This is a genomic window from Kineosporiaceae bacterium SCSIO 59966 (assembly GCA_020881835.1).
Classification (GTDB): Bacteria; Actinomycetota; Actinomycetes; order Actinomycetales; family SCSIO-59966; genus SCSIO-59966.
Window position 1 is genome coordinate 1,730,414 of the sequence record CP052876.1, and the last position, 24,891, is coordinate 1,755,304.

The following is a 24,891-nucleotide window of genomic DNA, read 5'->3' on the forward strand; positions in this document are numbered from 1 at the left end:
GATTGGCAGCTCACTGGCCGGCGGACAGACACAGAATGCTGGATCTGGCCGCCGCTACGCGGCGTGTCGCGGCAACAACCCAGCATTCTGGGAGAGGGGATTCTGGGAGAGGCGGGAGGGGTTCACCACAGGTGGTCGAGGAGGGTGTCGAGCACGGCCTCCTCGTGCACGGCTCGCCCGGTGCGACGCATCGCCTCACCGAGCGCGGGGTCCCACTCGGGGGCCACGGGTGCCCCGAGCAGCGCGGGCCCGTCGGCACGGACGGCGGCCTGGTAGTCCTCGGCGGACATCCGCCAGGGGCGGCAGCCGGCCGATACGACGAGCCGGTTCGCGATCGCGACCCCGGGCCAGTCGAAGTCGCCGTGGTAGTCCAGGTGGGCGCCGCCGGTCCGCAGCTGCCGCAGCACGTCGGAGGTGACCAGCCCAGGCATCCCGGACGTGCACACCACCGGCACCGCTCCCCCGCGCCGCTCGGCGACGGCCTCCAGCACGCGGGGGTTCTCGCAGACCAGGACCCGGGTGCCCCCGGGCACGGCGACGTCCGCCCGGGCCAGGTCCCACGCGGTGAGGTGCACGGGGTCGCCGTCGTCCGCGGCCAGAGCCAGCCGGTGCGCGAGCGCGGATCGGGCTGCGGGCCGCAGGCCGAGGGTCAGGCAGGTCCCGGACACGGCGTCGGGGCGCACCCCGTGCCGCTCCCACAGGGCGCGCCGGGCGGCGGCGGTGCGCGGCGCCTCCTCCCCCACGGCGGCGGCGAGCGCCCGCAGCACCAGGGCGCCCAGCACGGTGCCGTCGTCCAGGGCGTGGGCGTCCCCGGCGACCCGGGCGGCCAGCACGTTGCGGCCGGTGGGCACGGGGTCGCCCTCCCCCAGCAGACCGGCGGCCACGGCCGCCGCCTGGACGAGCACCCGGCCGGCGTCCTGGGGGTCGGTGACCCGGGCCAGCAGGCCGGAGCGACGGACGCCGGCCAGCCACGGCTCCACCCAGGGCTGGGCCGCGACCGCGGGGTGGTCGGCGAGCCAGGACCGCAGCGCCGCGTACGGGGCCTGCCGGGCCGCGGCGGCGGCAGACCGTTCCGCCACGCGGTCACGCAGCGGGCCGCCGACCGCCTCCACCAGGGCCACCACGCCGGCGGTGCCGGCCCGCTCGCGCGCCACCGCGTCCAGCAGCTCCAGGTCGATGCGCACCCGGTCGCGCAGCACCGGCCGGCCGAGCAGGCCGGAGACGGCGTGGCGGACCGACCGGTCCGGGCAGTCCACCGTGATCGTGCCGACCGGTTCGAGCCCGTTGCGCTCCAGCCGGCTGCGGGCGGCCCTCCACACCGGCGACAGCGCCGGGTCGAGCGCCCACGGGGCGGGCATCAGGCGCCGACCGCCTGGAGCCGGGCGCCGTCCCAGGTGTACCGGTACTGGGCGATCCCCCGCTGCCCCGGGTCGCGCAGCGCCTCGTAGATCGCCAGGGACGGCACGGTCGCGTGGTCGCCCCAGAGCCGTTCGCTGGTGACGATGAAGTCGAGGTCGAGGTCGACGAGCAGGCCGAACAGCAGCGGGTGGGTCCGGACGTCGATCTTGGGGAAGGCGTCGTCGAGCAGGATGAACCGCGGAGCGTGCGGTGCGGCGCCGGCCAGGGAGGTGAAGTGCGCGGCGGCGGCCGCGAACAGGGGCAGGTAGCACACCACCTTCTGCTCCCCCTGGGACAGCGGGGAGCGCCGGTGCAGGTCCAGCCAGGTACCCGGCGCCTCGGGGCGGGTGTAGCGGATCCGGAAGGCGAACCACTGCCGGTAGTCCAGCGCCCGGCTCAGGTGCTCGGTGTAGCTCTCCTCGGGCGCCTCCACCCGGGAGGCCTCGATGAGCCGGTGCAGCGCGTCCCGCAGCTCGGTCCGCTCGCTGGGCAGCAGCGCGCCGACGTCGCGCCCGAGCAGGTCGACCGCGCGCCGGGCGTCCTCGGGGACGTCCTCGCGCATCTGCCAGCGCAACCGGACCGCGATGCCCTGGGACGTCGTCACCTGGCCCAGCAGCCGGTTCATCCCCTCGACGAGATCGGCGGCCTCGAGCCGGCGCCGGCGCAGCACCGCGCCGAGCTCGCCGATGAGGTGCTCCTCGAACAGGGTGCGCTCCCGTTCGGTGAGCAGCTCCCGGTCGCGGCGGACGGCGGCCTCCAGCCGGGTGGCCAGCTCGGTCACCGGGTGCTCCCCGCCGTCGTCGCGGCCGAGCGCGGCGAGCAGGTCACCGACGGGCAGCACCCGCGGCTCGTGGTCGGCGGCGTCACTGCTCGTCGCCTGCTGCAGCGCGGCGTACAGGGCGGCCGCGTCGACCGGACGCGACGGCTCCGGCAGGGCGGCGAACCGGCGGGCCAGGTCCAGGACCGGCCGCGGCACGGGCGCCCCGGCCTGCAGTCCCGCGGCCAGGCTGAGTGCGGCGCCGTCCGGGGAGCCGCCGTCCGGGGAGCCGCCGTCCGGGGAGCCGCCGTCTGGGGAGTGACCGTCCCGGGCGACGTCGACGGCACCGACGAGTCCCGGGACGTCGCCGAGCTCGGCGAGGCGACGGCCGGCGGCGACGACGAGCGGCTCGGCCTCCTCCCGCCGCTGGGCGGCGGCCTGCAGGGCGGTCCGCGCGGCGCCGAGCTGCTCACGCAGCCGGCCGGCGTCCTGGCGCAGCACCCGCAGCTCGGCGCGTGCGCTCTCGGTCTCGCCGCGGGCGGCGGCGAGCCGGCGTTCCAGCTCGGCGATGCCGGCCCCCACGGCGTCGGCGAGCGTGCGGTGCTGCTCGTCCGCCGACTGGGCCGCCGCCCTGGCCTGCGCCGCCTGCTCGGCCAGATTCTCGGCGTGTTCGGCGTCCCCGCTCCACAGCGCCCAGTCATCGCCCCACCGCTTCAGTCGCCGCTGCAGGTCGGGGACGGCGTCGACGAGCCGGTTCACCCGGGTCCGCAGGGTGACGAGCAGGTCGCGGCGCTCGGCGAGCGCCTGCCCGGAGGTGGGCAGCCGGTGCCGGTCGGCGAGGCTGACCAGGGCGGCCCGGCGCTCGGCGGCCACCGTCCGTGCCGCGACCGCCGCCCGCTCGGCGGTGTCGGCCTCCTCCTCGGCTCGGCGGGCGGCCTCGGTGCGCTCCTCCAGCCGCGTCCAGGCGGTGAGCAGCGGTTGACCGGAGGGCAGGTCGGCGAGCCAGCTCTCGATCTCGCGGCGACGGGTCCTGGCGGTCTCCCGCTGGCGGCGGGCGTCGTCGCGGCGGCCGGTGGCGGCGAGGATCCGGGCGGTGACGTCGGCGAGGCGGCGCTCGCGCTCCGCGGCCCGGGCGGTCGCCCCGAGGTACTGGGCCGCGGGCTTGGCGGCCCGGCCGGTCAACGGGCCCAGCCGCCACGACCCGTCGAGGGCGACGGTCGCGGTCCCCGGGGACACGGCGGCGTCCGTGTCGCCCACGGCGACCCGGCGCAGGACGCCGGTGACCAGGTCCGCGGTGACCGGGGACCCGGCGGGTACGTCGACGACGAGGACGTCGGCCAGGGTGCGGCCGGCGGCGGGCTCGCCGCTGGGCAGGACGACGTCACGGCGGTCGGGGTCGAGCAGCGCACCGTCGGCCCGCACCCAGGCGTCGAGCAGCCCGGAGGACTCCAGGGCTGCCTCCAGGGCGGCGCGCCGATCGTCGTCCAGGTCTGCGGCGACGTCGACGAGCCGCCACAGCGGGGCGCCGTCAGCGTCGTCCCGGGGAGTGCGGCCGAGCGGCGGGGCGGGCGGCGCCGGGTCCCGCTCGGCCTCGACCGCCTGGCGTTCGGCGGCCAGCTCGGCGAGCAGCTGGTCCTCCGCCCGTTCGGCGGCGGCCGCAGCCGCCTCGGTCTCCCGCAGCTGGCCGGTCTGCGGCTCGGCGGCGGCCCGGACGGCGGCGGGCAGCCCCGCGATGGTGGTCGCCGTGAGCTCGGGCAGCTCGACCGGGACGCCGCGCGCGTCGCCGCGCCAGGTGGCCAGCCCGGTGAGCAGCCGCTCCTCGGCGTCGGCGGCCAGCCGGGCGGCGTCCTGGCGTCGTCCGCGTTCCGCCTCGGCGCGCCGCTCGGTCTCCGCGGCCCGCCGCTCGGCCGCCTCCCGCTCGGCGTCCGCCCGCTCGGCGGCCTTGCGCGCGTCGTCGACGACGGCGACCGCGACGAGCAGCTCCCCGAGCGGACCGAGCACCGAGCGCACCGCGGTGGCGTGCTCGGTGAGCCGGTCGACCAGGGCGTCGGCGGTGCCACGGTCGGTCAACGGGCCGTCGCGCAGGCCGGCCGGCAGGGCGGGGACCTGCGCCAGCCCGGCGTCCGACGCCGCCCCCAGCACCTCGAGACCGGCGGCGGCCGCCGACGCCGTCTCCTCGAGCAGGCCGCGGGCGTCGGCGGCGACCCGCTCACCGACCTGCTGGGCCCGCTGCCGGGCGTGCTCGGCGGTCCGCTGGGCCGTGTCGGCGACGTCGGCGGCCTCCCGGGCCCGGGCGGCGAGGTCCAGCACCCGTTGGTGGCTGCGGGCCTCCGGGCTGGACTCCAGCTCGGCGGTGCGCGCCTGCGCCCGCTGCAGCCGCTGCTCGGTGTCCGCGAGCCGGGCGTCCACCTCGTCGTTCTCGCGCTGGCGGTCCTGCGCGTCCTGGGCCGCCCTGGCCTCGGCGTCCCGGCGCCGGCCCAGCTCGCGGTATGCCTCGACGAAGGCGGCGCCGCGCTCCCGGGCCCGGGCGGTGGCGTAGCCGCGGTAGGTGGCGGCCATCGCGGCCACGGCCTCGGCGGCCCGTCCGCGGCGCTCGATCTGCTCGCCGAACGCGGCGAGCTCGTCGAAGGTGTCCCCGGCGGACCGCACCGCGTCGTCGTCGAGCTGGGGCAGGGCCTGGGCGAGCTGGTCGGCCAGGCGCGCGGGTTCGATGTCCTCGCCGATCTGCGGCTGGCGCAGCCAGTACAGCAGCCGGAGCAGCTCGTCGTAGCGGGCGGCGTCGAGGCCGAACAGGACCCGCCCGACGTGTGCCTTGTAGGCGCGGGCCTGGTCGAAGAAGGAGCCGTCGGCGGACACCTCGGCCCGCAGCCGGTCCCGGGTCAGCGGGCCGGCGTCGTCCTCGAGGAACAGGTCGACGCCCACCGACCGCGGGCAGGTGAAGTACCAGGACGTCGCGGTCCTGGCGGTGGAGGAGGCCCGGACGCCGACCCCGCAGGTGAGCACCTCGCGCTCGCCGTCCGGCGTGGTCCGGGCGAACTCCACCCACAGGTAGCCGGTGCGGTTGCCGTCGTGACCGTCGGTCATCAGCCACAGCAGGCTGGTGTGGTGCCGGCCCGAGGCGGTGATCCGCATCTTGTCGCCGTCGATCGCGAACGGCAGCAGCATCTCCAGGGTCTTGGACTTGCCGGCGCCGTTCGCGCCGCGCAGCAGCATCCGGCCGTCGGCCAGCTCGAAGACCTGCTCGTCGTACTGCCACACGTTGAGCACGCCGGCGCGGGACAACCGGTACCGGCCGGCCGACGCCGTCACGTGATCGGTCGTCTGATCGGTCGTCGCGGGCCCGGCGGTCACCTGCTCGGCGGTCAGCTGCTCGGTGACGGTGCGCGCACTCACTGGCCCTCCTCGTCGTCGAACAGGGACGCCTCGCCGGAGGGCGCCGCCGCGGCCAGTGTCGGGCGGGCTGCGTACCGGGCGGCGGCCGCGTGCAGCCACCACCCGCCGCCGGGGTCGGGGCGGACCAGGCCGGCGTCGGTGAGGACGTCGGTGGCCTCCGCCCGGGCCGCCTGCGGGTTGTCGCGGTGCTCCCGGCGCAGCCCCGCGCCCCACTCGGCCAGCACGTCCTCGGCCGCCCGGGCCACGACGTCCGGGCCGAGCCACCACCACACCCGGTCCGCGGTGTCCGCGCTCCGGGCCGCCGGCCGGGCCACCTCCACCAGCCGTTCCAGCCACAGGAGGGCGAGGTGCCGCGCGGACCCGGTGCCGGGGAACGGGGCGTCGGTCAGCTCGTCGAGCGGGTCGACGGCCAGGGCACCCTCGGCGCGCAGCTCGAGGTCGAGCCCGAACCGGTCGGCGAACCAGTCCCGCTCCCGGTTGCGGTTGCGCCGCCACCACTCGGCCTGGTCCTCGGTGAGGTCGGTGACGGACAGCACCGGGGTCTCCACGAGCCGGCGGCGGACGGCGACCCGGGCGCCCCCGGACGCCGAGGGCAGGGCCGCGACGTCCAGCAGCTCGCGGGGGCCGGTGGCCGAGGCCAGCGGGGCGGCGACGAGCAGGCCGAGCCGGTCGCGGCGGACGTCGAGCAGGGACAGGGTGCGCTGCTCGGCCCAGTGCTCGAGGTCACCGTCCCGTTCGGTGAGCACGCCGAGGTCGACGAGGGCCAGCAGGGCCCCGTGCAGGGCCCGCCGGTCGGCGATCGCGTCGAGGTCCACGTCGAGGCCGGCGTCCCCGGCCGCGGAGCGGACCTCGGCGACGAGCTCGTCGACGAGCAGCTGGGTCTTGCACCGGGTGAGCGCGGCGAGGGTGAGGCAGAGCAGGGCGTAGCCGCGGGGCCCGAACGGCCGGCCGGACCGGCGCCGCAGGGGCCGTGAGGCGTCGTCGCCGAGACCGGCCTTGAACAGCCGGGCCGCGCCCGGTTCGACGACGAGGCGGTACCCGAGGCCGTCGGCGAAGGTCCTCGTCAGCTCGTCGCGGTGCCGCCGGACGAGGCGCAGCAGGGCGGCGGAGTCGTCGTCCTCGTCGGTGACCAGGGGCGTGCGGAGCAGGCCACGGGCGGCGCGTCGACGCTCCTGGGCGGCCTGCAGGTCCCCGGCGGGCGCGGGACGGTCGACCCGGGGCTGGGTCACTGGTCCCCCATCCATGTCACGGCGCTCACGCGCTGACCTCCTGCTGCCCGGTGCGGACATCTGTCGCGGTGGTGAGGCTAAGGGTCAGGTCCGACAGCACGAGCCGCCCTTCCGGGCTGGCGATGGTCGTGCTGCGCCCGGGGGTGCGGCGGACCGCCAGGCGGAAGGCGGCCTGGCTGTCGGTGGACGCGGTGGCGTCGGCGCGGGCCTCCCCGCCGGCGCCGAGTGCCGGGCCGCTCCCGGTGAGCGCCCGGGCCAGCACCTCCAGCAGGGCCGCGCGGGCGTCGTCGGAGATCCGCAGCACCTCCGGCTCGCCGGTGTGCCGGGCCACCTCGGCCAGGGCGGCGGCCCGCCGGCGCTCAGCCGCCTGCCGCTCGGCGAGCCGGGCGCGCTTGGCGTCGGTGAAGTCCTCGCGGCGTCCGGAGCGGCCGGTGACCTTGCGCTCACCGCGTTGCCGCAGGGTCACCGGCACCTCCGCGACCGGGGTGCGCCACCAGGAGGCGGTGGCCGGGACCGGGTCGGCGTCGTCGTCCGCCGGGAAGGCCAGGTGGCGACAGGAGTACAGGCCGAACGCAGCCGCCCACAGCGCGTGCGCCGTGGCGTCGTCCGCCTCATCGAACCAACCGGCGAGGCGCAGCAGGTCGGCGTACCGGCTGCGCTCCCGGTCGCTGCTCGCGGCGATCCGGCGCAGGTTGACCAGCAGTGCCCGCATGGCCTCGGTGGCGAGCCGGCGGACCCCGTCGGCGTCGGCGTCCCGGCCGGGGGTGCCGACGAACCAGCTGTGCAGACCGTCCCAGTCACGGGGGTCCAGGCCGCGGGCGCGGCGGGCCTGCCGGCCGTCCAGGGACATCAGCCGGCTGCCGGCGTTGGCGCGGGCGGTCAGGGCCGGCACGAGCGGCCGCAGCGCCGTCAGCTCCTCGGCGATCTGCGGCATCCGGCGGGCGACCTCCTCGACGAACCGCTGCAGGTAGTCCAGCAGCGCCGTCTTGAACGCCTGGTACTCATCCCGGTCCAGGTCGTAGCGGACGAGCACCTGGGACAGGTAGGTGTAGAACTCGCGGGTCGACTCCACCAGCCGCTCGAACTGGGCGAACACCGTGCCGATCCGGCGGGCGACGTCGTCCGGGTCGGCGGTGGCCAGTGCGGGTGCGTCGTCGCGGTGCAGCCGACGCAGGCCGTCGAGGATCCCGCCGAGCATCTCGGTGGACACCTCGTGGGCGGTGTCGGTGTGCTGCAGCAGCTCCTCCACCTGCCGCTGGACGAGCTCGCCGCGCTGGGTCAGCTGGTAGCGGGCCCGGTTCGCCAGGTAGTCCCGCAGGCTGCGGGCCTCGGTCTCCCGGGGGCTGCGGGCCAGGTTGCCGTGCTCGACGAGGTAGGACAGGCGCGCGTCGACGGTGTCGACGTCCAGCTCCAGACCCTGCTCGGCGAGCCGCTGGGCGACCTCCGCCGCGGACTGGTCCGACAGCAGCCCGGCAATAGCGCCGGTGAACGTCCGCATGATCGCCAGGTAGGACGCCGCCTCCTCGTTGACGGCGTAGCGCAACGCCTCCAGCCGGACGCGGTCGTCCCGGCCGAGTCGCTCCGGCGGCAGCTGCTGGCTCACGGTCGGCCACGATAACCGCGCCCACCGACAGGACTAGCGTTCCGGCATGACCGGTCGCAGCGAGCACGCCCTCGCCTTCATCTCCCGGCACCACCACGCCGTCATGGCGACCACCCGCGCGGACGGCAGGGCGGCGATGTCCCCGGTGCTCGCCACCGTGGACGACGAGGGGCGGGTGCTCGTCAGCTCACGGGAGACGGCGATGAAGGTCCGCCACCTCCGCCGGGACCCGTACGCGTCGCTGTGCGTGTTCACCGACAGGTTCTTCGGGTCGTGGGTGCAGGTCGAGGGCGACGTGGAGGTGCTCTCGCTGCCCGAGGCCATGGAACCGCTCGTCGGCTACTACCGGCTGGCCGTCGGGGAGCACCCGGACTGGGACGACTACCGCGCCGCAATGACCAGCGAGCAGCGCGTGCTGCTGCGGATGACGGTGACCAGGTCGGGGCCGGCGCAGCAGGGCTGAGCCGGAGTCCTCACGGCTGGCCCACGACGCCGGGGGGTGCGGGCGACGCAGCTGACACGGTCGGCACGGCTGGCACGGTCGGCGCGGTCGCGCGGAGCAGGCCCGCGGTGAGGCTGTTCAGCCACAGCAGGGACATGACGATCACACCCACGGCGACGGCGGCCTTGAGTCCGCGACCCCCCTCGGACGACGGCACTCCCCTGCCGACGGACGGCCCGCGACGACCTGGCGGCATCCGTGGCGGGTTACGTGGCAGACCGGTGGGCCGAGCCAGGACGGTCGGGGCCCGCTGGGCCAGCGCGGCCGTGGTGGCCAGCTCGGGGCTGTGCGGACCGGCGAGGTGACGGCGCAGGGATGCGTGCAGGGCGGAAACCTCCTCCGGGCGCAGCACCGGCGGCAGGGAGCGCAGCCACGGCGCGAGGCCGGTCAGTCCGACGAGGACGGCCCCGGGAGGCAGCGTCTGCGGGTTGAGCGGCTGCTGGATCAGGCAGACCACGGCGCGCACGGCGGACCGGTGCTGCGGCGTCAGCAGCGCGGTGACGGCCCCGGCGGCCGCGCAGACGGCCACCGGGACCTGGTCGCGGCGGTAGCCGTTCTGTCGCAGGACGCCGTCGTGGACGCTGACAGTGCCGGACCAGTTCTTCGCGTCGATGACAATGACGCCGCCGGGTCCGATCGCGACGTGGTCGAGGTTGGCCTTGGGCCGCCCGGGCCAGTGGACGTCGTGCAGGACACGCCAGCCGTTCTCGCCCAGTGCTTCCAGCGCGCGGGCGACCGCCCGCTCGCCCGCAGCGCCGGCCTCCCAGGCCTGACGGTTGCGCCGCGCCCTGGCCAGCTGCTCGACCAGCTCGGCCTCGCGCGCCGCAGCGCGGCGGGCCATGTCCTCGGCCCCACCGCCCGCAGCTCCTGTCACGGACACGTGGCACCCCCCGTCATTGCCGCCTGCACCGGCGTCACGGCCGGTCCTGGGACGTCTCCGGCCAGACCTACCTCTCTCGGCCGGTCCTGTGACGGGCTTGAGCGCTCGTACGCCGTCCGGGTGAGCCTCCGGACGGACCCGGGACTCGCTATGGTGCCGGTCAGCGGCCCGACGGGCTTCCCGTGTCACGGGACATGCCCCCACCCGCACGAGTCACTTCGTGCTGCCTGGGGGACGATCCGTGACGCTGCTCCGCCGCTCCGCGGCCGCCTTGCACGCCGAGCTGTCTGCCGGCGACTCCGTGGTCGAGCACATGATGCGCCAGATGATCCGCCGCATGGGGCACCGGCCGGCCGAGGCGGAGGTGGCCTCCTGGCGGCGCAGCCTCCCGGTCCTCATGACCGACCTGGTGGAGGCCGGGCTCGGGAACGTCGAGGTGCTCGTCGAGCACCACCTGCCGCTGACCAGCCAGCGGGCGGACGTCGTCCTGGCCGGCGCGCACCCCCGGACGGGCGACCCCTCCTACGTCGTCGTCGAGCTCAAGCAGTGGAGTGCGGCCCGCCGCTGGGAGGACGACCCGAACCTGGTGGATGTGCCGGGCATGCCCGGCGGCCCGAAGCTGCACCCGGTCAAGCAGGTGCGCGGCTACTGCGAGTACCTCATGGACTTCACCCGGACCGTGCAGGACCTGCCCGACGCGCTGGCCGGCGTCGCCTACCTGCACAACGCGGTCGAGCGCGAGCGGGTCGGGGACCTCCTCGCCTATCCGATGGATCTCACCGGGCGGCTGTTCACGGCCGCAGACCGCGGGGCGCTGCGGGAGTTCCTGCGCCAACGGCTCTCACCGGACGTGGCCGGTGCCCCGTTCGCGGACGCGCTGCTGCACTCCAAGGTGGCGCCGTCCGTGCAGCTGCTGAAGGTCGCCGCAGACGAGGTGCGCGACCGGGAACAGTTTCCCCTGGTGGGCAACCAGCAGCTCGCCGTCGACATGGTCCTGCACGAGGTCGAGCGGTCGCGTCGGGCCGACAGCAAGCGGGTCCTCGTCGTCACGGGCGGGCCGGGCAGCGGCAAGAGCGTCATCGCCCTGTCACTGCTGGGCGAGCTCGCCCGGCAGGGGCGCTCCGTCGTCCACGCGACGGGCTCTCGCTCCTTCACCCAGACCCTGCGGCAGGTCACCGGGCACCGGGCTCCGCGGGTGCGCAGCCTGTTCAAGTACTTCAACCAGTTCATGACGGCGGAGCGCAACGGCCTCGACGTCCTCATCCTCGACGAGGCGCACCGGATCCGCCGGACGTCCGTGGACCGGTACACCCGGGCCGAGCTCCGCAGCGACCGTCCGCAGCTCGACGAGCTGATCGCCGCGGCGCGGGTGCCGGTGTTCCTGCTCGACGAGGAGCAGACCGTCCGCCCCGGGGAGATGGGGTCCGTCGAGGAGATCGCGGCGCACTGCGCCCGACTCGGCCTCGACCACTGCGTCGTCGAGCTGGGCAGCCAGTTCCGGTGCGGTGGCAGCGAGGAGTACGTGCACTGGGTGCACGGGTTGCTCGGTCTGGCGGACGGCGGGCCGGCGCCGTGGCCAGGCGACCCGGCGATGCGGCTGCGGGTCGCCGAGAGCCCCGAGGAGCTCGAGGTCTTCCTCGAGCAGCAGCGGGAGCAGGGGTACTCCGCACGGATCACTGCAGGCTACTGCTGGCCGTGGAGCGACCCTCGCCCGGACGGCACGCTGGTGGCGGACGTGCGGATCGGCGCCTGGAGCCGGCCCTGGAACGTCAAGGGCGACCGCCGGGTGGGTGGCGCCCCGCCGGCTGCCCTGTGGGCGACGGACGACGCCGGGTTCGGCCAGGTGGGGTGCGTGTACACGGCCCAGGGCTTCGAGTACGACTGGAACGGCGTCATCCTGGGACCCGACCTGGTCTGGCGCGACGGCCGCCTGGTCAGCGTGCGAGGAGCGAACAAGGACCCGGACTTCCGCAACACCAAGACGGTGAGCGACGCAGAGTTCGACCGCCTTGTGCGCAACGTCTACAAGGTGCTGCTCACCCGCGGCATGGTCGGGACCGTTGTGTACTCGACCGATCCGCCGACGCAGGAGGCGCTGAGGCGGCTCATCAAGGGTTCGACGCAGGGTAGTGCCTCAGCCTCCGGGTGAACTGAGGCCCGGGCCGTCGACCCGACTGTGCGCCCGGCGCCTTCACCGCTCGCACACGCGCGCTTGCCGGACCGCTAGCCCGGCGCTTTCGTCGCGGTCCGGCCTGACGGCGCGTTCATCACATGAAAAGTGCTCCTGACCTGGGATGATGTGGCTTGTCGAAGGTCCACGCGTTCCAGATCGAGGAGCACCTTTCAGGTGAAGCAGCGTAGCCGGTTCTATCCGCGTCTCCACGTCGACACGACCGGTACCGGTGGGGTCGGCCACGGCGGCGGAACGGTGATCACCGAGACGGTCGCCACGACCGGGCTGGATGCGGCGCTGTCGCAGGCGCTGGCGCCGTGGCGCAAGCCGCTGGCGATCCACGATCCGGCCAAGGTGGTACTGGACCTGGCGGTCAGCCTGGTGCTCGGCGGGGACTGCCTGGCCGACGTCGCGGTGCTGCGCGCCGCACCTGAGGTGTACGGCCCGGTCGCGTCGGACCCGACGGTGTCACGGACGATCAGCGCGCTGGCCCAGGACGCCCCCGCAGCACTGAAGGCGATCAATGCGGCGCGGCAGGTCGCGCGCACGACGGCGTGGCGGCTGGCCGGCAGGCATGCTCCGGACGCCGGCACCAGCAGGGACCGGCCGCTGGTCATCGACTTGGACGCCACGCTGGTGACCTCGCACAGCGAGAAGGAGTCCGCCGCGCCGACCTTCAAACGGGGATACGGCTTCCACCCGTTGTGCTCGTTCGTCGACCATGGGGCCGACGGGACCGGGGAGCCGCTGTCGGTGCTGCTGCGGCCCGGGAACGCCGGTTCGAACACCGCCGCCGACCACATCACCGTCACCCGCGAGGCGTTGCGGCAGCTGCCGTCCCACCACAAGGGCACCCGGGCCGGGCGCAAGGTGCTGATCCGCACCGACGCCGCCGGGGCCACCCACGAGTTCCTGAACTGGGTCGTGTCCCAACGCTTGTCGTACTCGGTCGGGTTCACCCTGCCGGCCGACTTCGAGCCGACTTTGAAGCTGATTCCGAAGCAGGCGTGGACCCCCGCCTACGACGGCGACGGTGACGTCCGCGAGGGAGCCTGGGTCACCGAGGTCACCCACCTCCTGGATCTGTCGACGTGGCCGAAAGGCATGCGGGTCATCATCCGCAAAGAACGCCCGCACCCCGGCGCGCAGCTGCGCATCACCGACGTCGACGGGCACCGGGTCACCGCGTTCGCCACCAACACCGGCCCCGGCGGCCTGGGCACCCAGCTGGCCGACCTGGAACTGCGGCACCGCCGCCGGGCTCGCGCCGAGGACCGCATCCGCTGCGCCAAGGACACCGGTCTGGCGAACCTGCCGCTGCACGACTTCGCGCAGAACCAGATCTGGTGCGCCATCGTCGCTCTCGCCGCGGAGCTCACCGCGTGGATGCAGATGCTGGCTCTCACCGGGCACGACGCCCGGCGCTGGGAGCCCAAACGGCTACGACTGCGGTTGTTCACCGTCCCGGCCACCCTGGCACGCACCGGCCGCCGGGTCGTCCTGCACGTCAAGACGACCGCGCCCTGGGGACACCTCGTCGACGACGGCGTCCGCCAACTCCGTGCCCTCGCCGCCCCCGGGTGAGCGCCGGCCCACCCGTCCCGACAAACCCAAGGACCCCACCGGCCAGTGGAACCGGCGACCACCCGAGACGACACTCGGGGCGCTGTCACACCCTCCTGCCAGAATCACCCCACGCCGCGGTCACGACCCGCAGCGCCATGATCAACACCGGTGGGATGAAAGATCCGGGCTAGCGCAGTCGCCTGCAGCAGACAGGCTGGGAGCATGGTGGGCATGGCACCGGTGACGCTGCGATCCGCGACGGGTCGGTGGGTGGTGTTCGCTGCCACCCTCGGCTCAGCGACCGCCCTGCTCGACGGGACGATCGTCAACGTCGCCCTCCGGCCGATCGGGCTCGACCTGGGCGCCACCCTCCCGCAGCTGCAGTGGGTCGTCAACGCCTACATGCTCGCCCTGGCCTCCCTCATCCTCGTGGGTGGGTCCCTCGGTGACCGCCTCGGCCGGCGCCGCGTGTTTCTCGTGGGTGTGGGCTGGTTCGCGCTGGCCTCTCTGGCGTGCGGCGTGGCGCAGAGCACCGAGCAACTCATCCTGGCCCGCGGTGTCCAGGGCATCGGTGGCGCCCTGCTCACGCCGGGCAGCCTGGCGCTCATCCAGTCCACCATCGCCGAGAAGGACCGGCCGCGAGCCATCGGGGTGTGGTCGGCGTGGTCCGGCGTCGCGGGCGTCGTCGGACCGCTGCTCGGTGGCGGACTCATCGAGGTTCTCTCGTGGCGGTGGATCTTCCTCATCAACCTGCCGGTGGCCGCCGTCGTGATCGCCGTGGGCGTCCTGCGCGTACCGGAGTCCGGCGGGGTGCCGCGGTCCGAACGGAGCGGATTCGACGTCGGTGGCGCCGCGTTCGGGGTGGTCGGGCTCGGCGGCCTTACCTTCGCTCTCATCCAGGGCGAGTGGCTGGCGGCCGCGATCGGCGCTGCGGGGCTGGCGGCATTCCTGCTCGTCGAGACTCGGGTGGACCACCCGATGCTGCCGCTGCAGGTCTTCGCCGACCGGACGTTCTCGGCCGTCAACGCGATGACCTTCGTGGTCTACGGCGCCCTTGGCGCACTGATGTTCTTCCTGGTCCTGCAGCTGCAGGTGGTCGCCGGGTACAGCCCGTTGGAGGCAGGGGCAGCCACCATCCCGTTCAGTGTGCTCATGCTGCTGTTCTCCCCGCGGGTGGGCACGCTGATGAACCGGACCGGGCCGCGCCTGCTCATGACTGCCGGTCCGGCGGTCGCCGCGCTCGGCGTCCTGCTCCTGGCCGGGGTGCCGGCGGACGCCTCGTACCTGAGGGACGTGCTGCCCGGGGTGCTCCTGTTCGGCGCGGGGCTGACGCTCATGGTCACGCCACTGACCGCGACGGTTCTCGCCGCGGTCCCGGCCACGCAGGTCGGCCTGGCCAGTGGGGTGAACAACGCCATCGCCCGAGCCGCGAGCCTGCTCGCCGTCGCGGCCGTGCCCGCGGCCGTGGGACTGGCCGGGGACGACTACGAGGCCCCCGAGGTGTTCAGTGCCGGGTACACGCAGGCCATGTGGTGGTGTGCGGGCCTGCTGCTCGCCGGGGCAGTGGTCGCCGCGCTCTTCGTGCCCGGGCGCCGCCGGGAGCCGAGTGGCGCCGCCCGCCGTTCACGGCCGGGGACGTTCACCGTGTGACGCCCGTACAGGGCCAGCTCTTGGGCGCAGCGCGTGCCAGACTGATCAACATGGTCCTGGACGACGACGAGCGGCGGGCAGCAGCTGTAGCTGACCTGAGGGCGGCCGGCGCCAGGTTCGCGTTCGTCCACGGCAGCCGGGCCCGCGGAGACCACCGGCCAGACTCCGACCTGGACGTTGCCACCTGGTGGGAATCCGGCGCCCCGGCATCCTTCGAGGTCCTGCTGCCCCCCGGTGTTGACCTGCTCGTGCTGGACACGGCGCCCCTCGAGCTGGCCGGCCGGGTCGCGGTCGAGGGCGTGCTGCTGTTCGACGATGACCCTCCCGCTCGCGTCCGCTGGGTCGCCACCACACGAAAGATCTACTTCGACGAGCTGCCCCGCATCTGGCGTGCCCACCGGGAGTTCGCGGAGAACCAGCGCCGTGGTTGACGAGACGCGCGTCCTCCGCTTGCTGCGATCGGTGACGGACGACATCTCCTTCCTGGAGACCGAGGCCCGTGCCGACGCCCAGCGGCGCTCGGACCCCGTGTGGCTGCGCGGAGTCAAGTACGCCTTCGTCACCGCCGTCGAGGCGTGCATCGACGTTGCCCAGCACATCTGCTCGTCGCAGGGATGGGGGCCTCCGGCCGACAACGGCGACGCGATGCGGCTGCTCGGGGAGCACCGGGTGATCCCCGCCGAGCTGTCCCGGCGCATGCGCCTGGCCGTCGGCTTCCACAACGTTCTCGTGCACGAGTATGGCGACGTCGACGACGCCGTCGTGCTCCGGCGCCTCAGCGACCTGGCCGACCTGCAGGAGTTCGTCCGCGCCGTCACCCGCTGGCTGCCGTAGTCAGCACCGCCGGTCGAAAGAGTCCATGGGCACGAGGCCACCGGCACGAACCCGTTGTCCGACCCGGCACCTGGTGTCGTTCCCACCAGTGGTGGACGCCCCTCGGCCGAGGCGATGGAGCAGCCCTCTCAGGAGGTTCGCTGACGTTCTGGCGGTCACCGACGGCGTGTCGCGCACCGTCCCACAGCCGAAACGTCAGCGAACCCCGTGTCGTGTCGCGTGCGCCGCTACGACCAGGACGTCAGCGGCGTGACGGACGACGTAGCCATGCGGATGAGGCTTGGTGAGGATGTCCGACGGTCCGACGGCGCCCCAGACCGACTACGACCTCCAGGTGGAGCGAGACCTGCACGCCGACGACCTGGCCAAGGTGACCCCTCTCGTCGCGAGCTGACCCCCACTCACCGACCGGCGGCGCGGGTGGCATGGGTGTGAGACAAACGAGTCACAGCCACAACTTCCTCGGGGGGTCTTGCATCATCCTGGCTGCCACCGACGGCCGGTCCAACTAGCCTCGCAGCCGACTAGCTCTCGCAGCCGATGCCGTCGTTGTCCCGGCCGTCCAAGCGGTGCGGGTCTGGCGCCAGCACGGTGAACCGCCGGCGCGGGATGTCGCCACAGTCCAGGTCGCCGACCTGTGACGGGGGCGGGATGCAGACGTCGGGGTAGGCGGGGTCACAGTCGGACGTCGCGGCCGGCGTCGTCGGGGCGAGAGCCGGGGCCGGTGGGGCCGCGATCGGGGCCTCCACCGGCGCGTCGCTGCTCGGTACCGGCTCGTCGGGGCACGCGGACAGCACCCGAGCGACGGCGCCCCGTTCGGCAGCCGTCACCCAGGCGTCGTACTTGACCTTCACCGCCACCTGACGGGCCACGTACGCGCAGCGGAACGCCTTGTTCGGCGGCAGCCAGGTCGCAGCGTCCCCGTCGCCCTTCTGCTGGTTCAGGGCGCCGTCGACCGCCAGCAGGTTGAGCGGGTCGTTGGCGAAGGCCAGCCGGCGCTGCGGCGTCCACTGCTGGGCGCCCTTCTGCCATGCGTCCGACAGGGCGACGACGTGATCGATCTGGACCAGCTCGCTGGTGCCCTGGCCGCGCACAAAGTCCACGTGCGCCCCGGAGTACGGCTCGACGAAGGACCCGGAGAGCACGACGCAGCCGTTGGTGCCGGGCTTCAGGACGACGTCGGTGAGGTCCCGTCGCAGGGTGTCGTTGCGGGTGTCGCACCCGTTGCGGTCGGTGTCGGCCCACCGCGGACCGAACAGGTCGCGGTCGTAGCCGGTGCGCGGCGCGCGTCCCTTGACCTCGAGAGTGCCGAGCAGCGCGAGGGCCGTGGCGTCTCCCGCGCCGGCGATCTGCTCCTCGACCGATCCAGCGGACGGCGCGGGGCTCGAGGGGGGTGGCTGAGGCGGCGTGGTCGTCGGCGAGGGGGCCGTCGTGGTGGGCGGCGGACTGCGCGTCCCGGCGGCGTCCGGGGCCACGGCGACGTCGGCGAGGGGTGCGGCGTCCGGTGTCGGCGACACGGCGCTGCCGACGCCGATCGCCGTCAGCCCGGCCACCATGACCCCGAGGCCCACCCGGCGCGAGGCGATGAACGCCCACCGCGCCCGCCCGACGACGGTGGCGCCGAGGCCCAGCACGAACAGCGGCAGGCCGAGCATCACGAGGCCGCCGCCGAGGCCACCGGTCGCGCCGCCGGCCAGGACCAGCAGGAACGACACCGACCCGAGGACGGCGAGCAGGATGCGGCGGGCCACTACGGCGTCCCCAGACTCTCGACACTCACCCGGAACGCCTCGACACGTACCCGGCAGGGCTTGAGACGCTACCCGGGACGGGTATGCCCTGGTGGCCGCGGACGGCATGAACAGCATGAACGGCATGGCCGTGCGGCAACCGACCACCCAGGCTCACGTACCCGAGCCACAGCCGGTCCCGCGCCCGCGTCATGCCGACGAACATCTCCCTGCGCCACAGCGCCGACCGTTCGGCGTACGCGGCGTCCGGCTCCCCGGGCCGCTGTTCGGGTGGCTGGTCGGACAGCTGCGGCAGGAAGACCTGCTTGAACTCCAGACCCTTGGAGCGCTTCACCGTGCCCACCTTGACCCGGCTGCAGGTCTCCCCGGTGTACTGCTCCAGGTCCAGGTCGCCGTAGCCGGCCGCAGCCAGCAACCGCTGGTAGCGCCGAGCCGTCGCCGTCGTGAGGGTCAGGACGGCGCAGTCGCCAGGTGACGTCGTCCCCGTCGCGGTGACCGATGCCAGCTCGGTGAGCAGGGCGTCGTCGTGGGCCCGGATGTCAGGAGCGTCGATACGGACCGTCGCGCCACCGGTGCGGACGACGTCCACCTCGCGCGTGCCCGACTGCGTGCCTTCGAGGTCCTCGAAGTCCTCGGCGACGACGAGCGCAGTCGCCGCCTGGAGCACCTCGGCGGCGTTACGGTAGTTCCTGCGGAGCACCGTCGACCGTCCGCGCACGTCGATGCCGACCTCGCTGAGGGTGAAACCGCCGGGGTAGATGGCCTGCTGGCCGTCCCCGATCAGGTGCAGGCCGTCGGGAGCGTCTCCCACGAGGGCGTGGACGAGCCGGACGCCGACCGCGGTCAGGTCCTGCACCTCGTCCACCAGCACCGCGGCGTACGGCTCGTCGAGCGGCCTGGCCTGCACCTCGGCCAGCGCGAGGCTCAGGACGTCGGCGAAGTCGTGGACGACGGCCTCGCGCAGTGCGACGTCGTAGGCCTGGTACAGATCCCACACCGCGGCTCGTTGCTCCATCTGGAGCGGGGTCCGCCGCCCCACCCGCTGCAGGTCGGCGTAGGCGGCGAAGTCGCGTAACCCCCGACCCTTGATCACGGCGATGACCTCGTCGTACCAGTAGTCCTGGTGGACCGGGGTGCGCCGCAGCACGGTGTACCGCCCGACGCTCGCCCAGGCCCGGTAGAACAGCTGCCGCGCGGCATCGCCGTTCAGGTTGACGCGGACCCCGCGGCTGCGCAGGAACCGCAGCGCCCACCCGTGCACGCTGGCGAACTCAACGCGGTCTGCGGTGTGCGGGCCGAGGCGGGCGTACAGGTAGCTGAGCACGGTGGGCAGCGTCCGCACGTACGACGCGTAGAGCAGCCGACCCGGCCGGCCGCCGGCCAGGTACGCCGCCCGGTGCAGGCCCACGACGGTCTTTCCGGTGCCGGCCGGGCCACGGATCCGGCTGGGACCGTTGGCCGTTCGGCGGACGACGGCGTGCTGGTCGGGATGCAGAAAGGTCATCCACTGCTCGATCGGCTTGGCAGCAACCCTTGAATGTCGGACGCGGGACCCGACAAGAGGCTGGTACCTCGCAAATCCGGCTATTATCACCCGTACTTCTTCCCCTCGGGGCCCGGCTGGTGGCCGCTCCCCTCGACGACGAGCGGAGGATCGGTTGAGTAACGGAACCCCGGTGGGCCACGGTGAGGGCAACGTGTCGACGGACCGACCTGACGCGGCCACCACCGGCGAGAAGCAGGTCTCCATCAGGCAGTGGCGGCTCGTTGGCCCGGGGCTCGTCGTCGCGGCCACCGGCGTCGGGGCAGCTGACCTCGTCGCGACCCTCGCCGCCGGCTCCCGGTACGGCTACGCCCTGCTGTGGGCGGTCGTCGCGGGGGTCCTCATGAAGATCATCCTGGTCGAGGGGGCGGGGAGGTTCTCGCTCGCGTCCGGGCTGACGATCTTCCAGGGCTGGCGGTCGTTGGGGCGGTGGACCACCTGGTACTTCGCGCCGTACATCGTCATCTGGGGCTTCGTCTACGGCGCCTCGGCGATGATCTCCTCGGCGCTGCCGATCGTCGAGCTCTTCAGCGCGTACACGAACGTCCTCGACGGCATGGCCGAGAACACGTTGCGCAGCATCATCGCCGCCGTCACTGGCCTGCTGGGCTTCCTCATGACCTGGTTCGGCCGCTACCGCACCTTCGAGAAGGTCGTCGGCACGCTGGTGCTGCTCATGATGGTGACGGTCGTGGGTATCTCCCTGTTCGCGCTGCCGAACCTCGGTGAGGCGGTCGCCGGACTGGTCCCGCGGATCCCCGACGGCGGTGGGGTCTACGTCCTCAGCGTCGCCGGCGGTGTGGGCGGCACCATCACGCTCGCCGCGTACGGCTACTGGCTGCGGGAGAAGGGCTGGATGTCGGCCCGCTGGATGAAGGTCATGCGGCTGGACAACGCCATGGCGTACATCGTCACTGGCATCTTCGTGATCGCCACCCTGGTCATGGGCGTCGAGCTGCTGTACCGGGCTGGACTGGCGGTCGAGTCCTCCGAGAGCTCCTTGCTCAACCTCGCCGACATCCTGCGTCAGGAGTACGGGGCCGTCATCGGCAACGCGTTCCTCGTCGGCTTCTGGGCCGCCGCGTTCTCCTCGCTCGTCGGCGTGTGGAACGGCGTCTCGCTGATGTTCGCCGACTTCGCCGGCACCCTGAGAGGGCTGCCGTCGGACCACCCGGACATGCACACGGGCGGCAAGTACTTCCGGTGGTACGTCATCTGGCTGACCTTCCCGCCGATGCTTCTGTTCTTCCTCGACCAGCCGACCGGTGTGACGATCGCCTACGGCGCGCTCGGTGCGCTGTTCATGCCGTTTCTCGCCCTGACCCTCCTCGGGCTGCTCAACTCGAATCGGGTTCCGGATCAGTGGCGGAACAAGTGGTACAGCAACGTCCTCCTCGCCATCGTGACGCTGCTCTTCGTGGCCCTGGGTGTCGACCAGCTGATCGGGGTGTTGTCGGGCGCCTGACCCCGACTTCGTGGACGAACCCACGAAGTCCACCCGCCAGGGCAGCGCGGCCATAAGCTCGTCACGATCACTCGCTGGCAGGTATGACGGGAGGCCGTGGCGATGGACTCGGTGGCCGAGGAGCGGATCCTCCGGCAGCTGATCATGGACCGGCTGGCTACGCGCACCGCGCACAACGGCGGATTCATCACCCGCGCCGAGCTCAGCGCCTTCCCAGTCGGCGATCAGACGCGCCGGCTCATCGACACCACCAGGGGCATCTGGAATCCCCGCGACCTGGTCGCGACGCTGTCGGTGGTGAGCTCCCCCGACGGCCCCTACGACGACCGGGACGTCGAGGGCGGGCTGTTCCGGTATCACTACCGCGCGGGGTCCGCGGCCGGGGACAACACCAAACTTCGCCGTGCCGCAGAGTTCGCGCTGCCGATCATCCTGCTGCGCAAGATCGCGGCCGGTGTCTTCGTCCCCGTCTTTCCCGTCTACGTCGTCGATGACGACGTCGCCGCCCGGCAGTTCACCCTGGCCCTGGACGAGAGCCTGCGCTTCCTGCCCAAGCCTGCCGAGTGGACCGAGGACCAGCGCAGCTACGCCGAACGAGTGGTCCGCCAGCGCCTGCACCAGCCCGAGTTCCGCGGCCGGGTCATCCGCGCCTACGCCACCCGGTGCGCGATCTGCTCGCTGCGCCATGGCGAGCTGCTGGACGCCGCTCACATCACCGCTGACAGTGAGGACGGCGGCCTGCCGGTGGTCACCAACGGCCTCAGCCTGTGCAAGATCCACCACAGCGCCTACGACGCACGGCTCCTCGGGATCTCACCGGACTACACCGTGCACATCGACCGGGACCTGCTGGTCGAGGTCGACGGGCCCATGCTCGAGCACGGCATCCAGGCGATGCATGGACGACGTCTGCTGCTCCCCGGGCGAGCTGCCGACTGGCCGGACCGGGACCGGTTAGCGGCTCGGTTCGAGAGCTTCGGCAGGTCTGCCTGAGCGGATGGGCACTCAGTGGGAGCTCCACGGATCGACGAGCTCGATGGCGATGCCGGCGAAGTCCTTCACGTTGCGAGTTGCCAACGCGGCGCCATGAGAGCGACAGATCGCTGCGATCTGCGCATCGAGTGCGTTGATGGGGTTGCCCTGACGCTCCCGGCGGGACACCACGTCGGCGTACTCGTGCGCAGCATCGAGGTCGAACGACAACACCTTGTCGCTGAAGCCGGCGAGTACCTCACGGGCCGCGTCCCGCAGGAGAGACTTGCGCCTGCCGTCCGGTAACCGCTCGATGCCGTAACAGATCTCTGCGGCGGTAATGGCGGTCATGTGCTGCTCACTCGCGTCCAGCGACATGGCCCATGCTACGACCGCAGGCGCAGGCACGGGCCGCATCAACTCGGAGACGACGTTGGTATCGAGGACGATCACGGGGCAAACGTCGCTGCCCGAGGGGCCGTGTCGCGCGACGGCAGTTCCAACTCCACCCCGCCGAGCTCGGCGAACCGCTGAAGGATGGCGGCGCTCAGCGACGTATCACCCGGTGACTCACGGACGGCCTCGACGAGGATTTCCCGCACTTCCGCCTCCATCGACCGTCCGTGCTGCGCTGCTCGGATCCGCAGCCGGGCCTTCGTCTCGTCGTCCAGTCCCCTGACGCTTAGAGCCGCCATGTCACCTCCCATGACTGCTAGCAACGCTAGCACCTCCGCCCGGCATGCTCACGCGGGAGGAACAACGTGCCAGTCGTCGAACGCCCCCGGCAGTTCCCATCCTGGAGCCAGCTGCCCAGCCACGAGGAGGGTCTTGGCGCCCACCACGGCGCGCACCGCTTGCACCAAGTGTCCCGCCGCTCCCGGCGTGGTGGCCAGCCTGGCGGTGGGAGATTCCTGGACCCAGATCGCGTGACGGGCCAGAGCAACCCAGGACGCCGCCGCGAGGGCAGCATGAGCGACCGCAGGGAGACGCCCGTCCAGCCGTTGACGAATCTCTCCCGCCCAGTACTTCCAGTCTGCTGCGGTGGACCGATCGCGGTCGGCGATGAGGTCCCGGACGTCGACACCGCGGGCAGTCACTCGCGACCGCGCCGAGACGGTCACCAGCGCTGGGTCCAGCCCGGTCCGGTCAGCAATGAGCTTGACGAACTGCGGTCGGAGCTCGTCGAGCACCATCGGTGTCATCTCGGTGCGCAGCACCAGGCGGAGTTCTGATCCTCGACGTACCAGCACCGCCGTACTGAGCTCGTCAGCGAGTCCCGAAAACTCGTCGCTGAGACGGGGGCGTAGATCGGCGTACCACCAGGCCCGCACCACGCCAGGCGTCAGGACGCCCTCCATGTCGAGCGACGATGACGGCGACGGGACGTCCGCCGCTGACGCGGCGGACCGTGACGTGGAGGACGTGTCCCCGGTGCCCTTCGCGTTGACCATGCGCTGGTTTCCTGTTCGCCTCAGGCCGGTCGACGGTCACCGTCGTGACTTGGCTAAAATCCCGGCAACAGCACTATCGTGCGGCACACGCGTGCGCGCCAGACCTCTGCCAATGGTGCGGACGTCAGCCCTCCCACCGTCTGGTCGTAGGAGACCACGTCCCCGCTGCGCTGCCATCAAGCAGACCATCAAGGCATGGACGGACGACCGCGAGAGCCTCGTTCAGGGTCGAAGGGATCCGGCCCACTGCGCGACCGGCCTCGGCGGCGTAGCCACCCTCCCACAAGCCACGGTCTGGGACGTCGAAACGAGTCATGAGCACGACTCCTCGACGGTCGGCCTCCGACAGGAGCGCACGCCGCGCCTTTGCGGCGTCCAACTCCGCACCCGAGACGATGGCCACAAGATCGACAAGATCCTTGAACCGAGTCGACGGTAGCGCCTGCCCCCCGTAGCGCTGCATCGTCGCAACGACCTTGTCGGCCAGATGGTCCGCCAGTGGGTAGGCACGGTAACCGTGCTGCTCTACCCCTGGCATGTCGATGCGCGCCAACGGCGGGACTGGGTCGGGGTCCCCCGTCATCCGCAGGTCAGCACCGACAAGGTCCACGTGAAAACTTGCCCACGGCGTTGCGCCGATGTAGGCAGTGACAGGCAGTCGCGTCCCAGGTTGCCCCTCACCACCGGCGCGCGACGGACCGATCTCAAATCGGAACCAGTCCCCGATGTCCCGCTCGACCGCGCTGCGAAGGTCGGTCTCGCTAGCAGATCGCGCCTGTAGCCGATAGACGTCGACGTCAATGGTCGCCCGCATGCCGAGTTCCCGCGCCAGCAACGCCGTCGCGCCCTTCACCACCCAACCGTCGTCGAGGAGGTAAAGCCGCTCCAAGAGGCGGTCGTAGGCAATCTGGCGCTGCAGCTGTGACAACGACCATCGGCTTCCCGCAGCAATCGACGTAAGCCGGTCCGTCAGCGCTCGCCGGAACGCCGCGGGAGTGGCGTAGGAGGGTCTGTCCTTCATGGCTTCCGGAGCGCCTTGGGCTCATCAAGAGCACCCGCCTCCGCAAGCCACGTCGCACTGTCGCGGGCACCCACGAGGTCGAGAAGCCAACGCAGCACCGCCAGGCCGTCGCCCCGACGCAGGCCCAGCTGAGGCGCCGCCGGCGCGAGCGACTCGGCGAAGCTGGCAGGGCGGTCGTACCCCGCTTCGATCGCGTCAACCACGACGTGAGCGACGGCTTCCGGGTCCTCCCGATCCCGCAGCAGGTCGGCCGCGGTGCGGCACGGGCGAGTCACGGGCAGTCCGCCGATCTTCGTCCAGAGGTTGCCGACTTCCCCGAGGTGCAGTCTGACGTCCCGGCGTCGCGACTGCCTGCGCACCGGAACAGTGAACTCATGGGAGTCCGCCGGCAGGTGCCCGAGCCCGTACAGGGCTGCCGCGGAGCGGTGCGAGACGACACCCTGCTGGGGTGTGCGTTCCCACGCCGGGACGTCGGGGGCCAGCTGCAGCCAGGCCGCACGGAGCTGGAGATGGTCCGTCTGCGGAGCGCCCGCGAGCCGGTAGACCCCGTGAGCGACCCGGTCCAGGGTGCCCTCCTTGACCAGACGGGTCATCGTGGCGGCGGGAACACCAGCGCCCTCAGCCTGACGCCGGGTCACCAGACCCCACTGCTCCTCGGCGAACGCTCCCAGCCGACTCATCGTGGTGACGCTAGGCACTACTT

Annotated in this window: 20 protein-coding genes and 1 pseudogene; 9 read left to right on the forward strand and 12 right to left on the reverse strand. The window is 72.9% G+C overall.

The window, feature by feature from the left end; translation table 11 throughout:
• Positions 1-122: 122 nt before the first annotated feature.
• From HJG43_08110 to HJG43_08125, 4 genes are read right to left on the reverse strand one after another with little or no spacing between them, the layout of a single operon-like run.
• Positions 123-1,358 carry a TIGR02679 family protein gene (locus HJG43_08110; protein UER54508.1) on the reverse strand — a complete coding sequence of 412 codons (1,236 nt, stop codon included), beginning with the start codon at positions 1,356-1,358 and terminating at the stop codon, positions 123-125.
• Entirely contained in the window at positions 1,358-5,548 is a 4,191-nt protein-coding gene (locus tag HJG43_08115) for a TIGR02680 family protein (GenBank protein ID UER54509.1), read from the reverse strand. The genes HJG43_08110 and HJG43_08115 overlap by 1 nt, the downstream gene beginning before the upstream one ends.
• The gene (locus HJG43_08120) at positions 5,545-6,777 is read right to left on the reverse strand and encodes a TIGR02678 family protein (protein ID UER54510.1); all 1,233 of its coding nucleotides are present in this window, start codon (positions 6,775-6,777) and stop codon (positions 5,545-5,547) included. The genes HJG43_08115 and HJG43_08120 overlap by 4 nt, the downstream gene beginning before the upstream one ends.
• A gap of 25 nt (positions 6,778-6,802) precedes the next feature.
• Complete coding sequence (locus HJG43_08125) at positions 6,803-8,380, reverse strand: TIGR02677 family protein (protein ID UER54511.1); 1,578 nt, start codon at positions 8,378-8,380, stop codon at positions 6,803-6,805.
• A gap of 46 nt (positions 8,381-8,426) precedes the next feature.
• Here HJG43_08125 and HJG43_08130 point away from each other — a divergent pair, with 46 nt between their 5' ends.
• Positions 8,427-8,843: a PPOX class F420-dependent oxidoreductase gene (locus tag HJG43_08130; GenBank protein ID UER54512.1), complete on the forward strand. Its 417-nt coding sequence runs from the start codon at positions 8,427-8,429 to the stop codon at positions 8,841-8,843.
• Between the two features lie 10 nt (positions 8,844-8,853).
• On the opposite strand, the gene HJG43_08135 is transcribed toward HJG43_08130, so the two are convergent.
• Positions 8,854-9,762: an NERD domain-containing protein gene (locus HJG43_08135; GenBank protein ID UER54513.1), complete on the reverse strand. Its 909-nt coding sequence runs from the start codon at positions 9,760-9,762 to the stop codon at positions 8,854-8,856.
• A 325-nt stretch (positions 9,763-10,087) separates the two neighbouring features.
• On the opposite strand from HJG43_08135, the gene HJG43_08140 reads away from it, so the two are divergent.
• From HJG43_08140 to HJG43_08165, 6 genes and pseudogenes are all read left to right on the forward strand, one after another.
• Positions 10,088-11,911 carry a DUF2075 domain-containing protein gene (locus HJG43_08140; protein UER55824.1) on the forward strand — a complete coding sequence of 608 codons (1,824 nt, stop codon included), beginning with the start codon at positions 10,088-10,090 and terminating at the stop codon, positions 11,909-11,911.
• Between the two features lie 198 nt (positions 11,912-12,109).
• Positions 12,110-13,519, forward strand: coding sequence for an IS1380 family transposase (locus HJG43_08145; GenBank protein UER54514.1), 1,410 nt, complete (start codon positions 12,110-12,112; stop codon positions 13,517-13,519).
• Positions 13,520-13,732: 213 nt separating this feature from the next.
• Positions 13,733-15,151: an MFS transporter gene (locus HJG43_08150; GenBank protein ID UER55825.1), complete on the forward strand. Its 1,419-nt coding sequence runs from the start codon at positions 13,733-13,735 to the stop codon at positions 15,149-15,151.
• A 50-nt stretch (positions 15,152-15,201) separates the two neighbouring features.
• On the forward strand, positions 15,202-15,582 hold the full coding sequence (locus tag HJG43_08155; protein ID UER54515.1) for a nucleotidyltransferase domain-containing protein: 381 nt from the start codon (positions 15,202-15,204) through the stop codon (positions 15,580-15,582).
• Positions 15,575-15,985 carry a DUF86 domain-containing protein gene (locus HJG43_08160; GenBank protein UER54516.1) on the forward strand — a complete coding sequence of 137 codons (411 nt, stop codon included), beginning with the start codon at positions 15,575-15,577 and terminating at the stop codon, positions 15,983-15,985. The genes HJG43_08155 and HJG43_08160 overlap by 8 nt, the downstream gene beginning before the upstream one ends.
• 313 nt (positions 15,986-16,298) lie before the next feature.
• A pseudogene (locus tag HJG43_08165) lies at positions 16,299-16,379 on the forward strand (addiction module antidote protein, HigA family).
• Between the two features lie 130 nt (positions 16,380-16,509).
• Here HJG43_08165 and HJG43_08170 read toward each other — a convergent pair.
• Positions 16,510-17,541 (reverse strand): HNH endonuclease, encoded by a 1,032-nt coding sequence (locus HJG43_08170; protein ID UER55826.1) that lies wholly within the window; start codon positions 17,539-17,541, stop codon positions 16,510-16,512.
• A gap of 220 nt (positions 17,542-17,761) precedes the next feature.
• Complete coding sequence (locus tag HJG43_08175) at positions 17,762-19,240, reverse strand: DEAD/DEAH box helicase (GenBank protein ID UER54517.1); 1,479 nt, start codon at positions 19,238-19,240, stop codon at positions 17,762-17,764.
• A gap of 193 nt (positions 19,241-19,433) precedes the next feature.
• Between HJG43_08175 and HJG43_08180 the strand changes: the two genes are divergently transcribed.
• Positions 19,434-20,744: an Nramp family divalent metal transporter gene (locus HJG43_08180; protein ID UER54518.1), complete on the forward strand. Its 1,311-nt coding sequence runs from the start codon at positions 19,434-19,436 to the stop codon at positions 20,742-20,744.
• 102 nt (positions 20,745-20,846) lie between these two features.
• On the forward strand, positions 20,847-21,737 hold the full coding sequence (locus HJG43_08185; protein ID UER54519.1) for a restriction endonuclease: 891 nt from the start codon (positions 20,847-20,849) through the stop codon (positions 21,735-21,737).
• Positions 21,738-21,749: 12 nt separating this feature from the next.
• Here HJG43_08185 and HJG43_08190 read toward each other — a convergent pair whose 3' ends face one another.
• The 5 genes from HJG43_08190 to HJG43_08210 all read right to left on the reverse strand — a co-directional run bounded on the left by HJG43_08190 (position 21,750) and on the right by HJG43_08210 (position 24,868).
• Positions 21,750-22,169, reverse strand: a complete 420-nt coding sequence (locus HJG43_08190; GenBank protein ID UER54520.1) for a type II toxin-antitoxin system VapC family toxin — start codon at positions 22,167-22,169, stop codon at positions 21,750-21,752.
• Entirely contained in the window at positions 22,166-22,411 is a 246-nt protein-coding gene (locus HJG43_08195; protein UER54521.1) for a plasmid stabilization protein, read from the reverse strand. Before HJG43_08195 ends, HJG43_08190 begins: the two co-directional genes overlap by 4 nt.
• Before the next feature lie 48 nt (positions 22,412-22,459).
• Positions 22,460-23,074, reverse strand: a complete 615-nt coding sequence (locus HJG43_08200; GenBank protein ID UER54522.1) for a hypothetical protein — start codon at positions 23,072-23,074, stop codon at positions 22,460-22,462.
• Positions 23,075-23,291: 217 nt separating this feature from the next.
• The gene (locus HJG43_08205; GenBank protein ID UER54523.1) at positions 23,292-24,188 is read right to left on the reverse strand and encodes a nucleotidyl transferase AbiEii/AbiGii toxin family protein; all 897 of its coding nucleotides are present in this window, start codon (positions 24,186-24,188) and stop codon (positions 23,292-23,294) included.
• Positions 24,185-24,868, reverse strand: coding sequence for a hypothetical protein (locus HJG43_08210; protein UER54524.1), 684 nt, complete (start codon positions 24,866-24,868; stop codon positions 24,185-24,187). Before HJG43_08210 ends, HJG43_08205 begins: the two co-directional genes overlap by 4 nt.
• Between the last annotated feature and the right edge of the window lie 23 nt (positions 24,869-24,891).

Coding starts and splice junctions, on each gene's coding strand:
- HJG43_08110 (UER54508.1), bottom strand. CDS start 1,358: ATGCCCGCCCCGTGGGCGCTCGACCCGGCGCTGTCGCCGGTGTGGAGG.
- HJG43_08130 (UER54512.1), top strand. CDS start 8,427: ATGACCGGTCGCAGCGAGCACGCCCTCGCCTTCATCTCCCGGCACCAC.
- HJG43_08140 (UER55824.1), top strand. CDS start 10,088: ATGATCCGCCGCATGGGGCACCGGCCGGCCGAGGCGGAGGTGGCCTCC.
- HJG43_08150 (UER55825.1), top strand. CDS start 13,733: ATGGCACCGGTGACGCTGCGATCCGCGACGGGTCGGTGGGTGGTGTTC.
- HJG43_08155 (UER54515.1), top strand. CDS start 15,202: ATGGTCCTGGACGACGACGAGCGGCGGGCAGCAGCTGTAGCTGACCTG.
- HJG43_08170 (UER55826.1), bottom strand. CDS start 17,541: ATGGTGGCCGGGCTGACGGCGATCGGCGTCGGCAGCGCCGTGTCGCCG.
- HJG43_08175 (UER54517.1), bottom strand. CDS start 19,240: ATGACCTTTCTGCATCCCGACCAGCACGCCGTCGTCCGCCGAACGGCC.
- HJG43_08185 (UER54519.1), top strand. CDS start 20,847: ATGGACTCGGTGGCCGAGGAGCGGATCCTCCGGCAGCTGATCATGGAC.
- HJG43_08195 (UER54521.1), bottom strand. CDS start 22,411: ATGGCGGCTCTAAGCGTCAGGGGACTGGACGACGAGACGAAGGCCCGG.
- HJG43_08200 (UER54522.1), bottom strand. CDS start 23,074: ATGGAGGGCGTCCTGACGCCTGGCGTGGTGCGGGCCTGGTGGTACGCC.
- HJG43_08205 (UER54523.1), bottom strand. CDS start 24,188: ATGAAGGACAGACCCTCCTACGCCACTCCCGCGGCGTTCCGGCGAGCG.
- HJG43_08210 (UER54524.1), bottom strand. CDS start 24,868: ATGAGTCGGCTGGGAGCGTTCGCCGAGGAGCAGTGGGGTCTGGTGACC.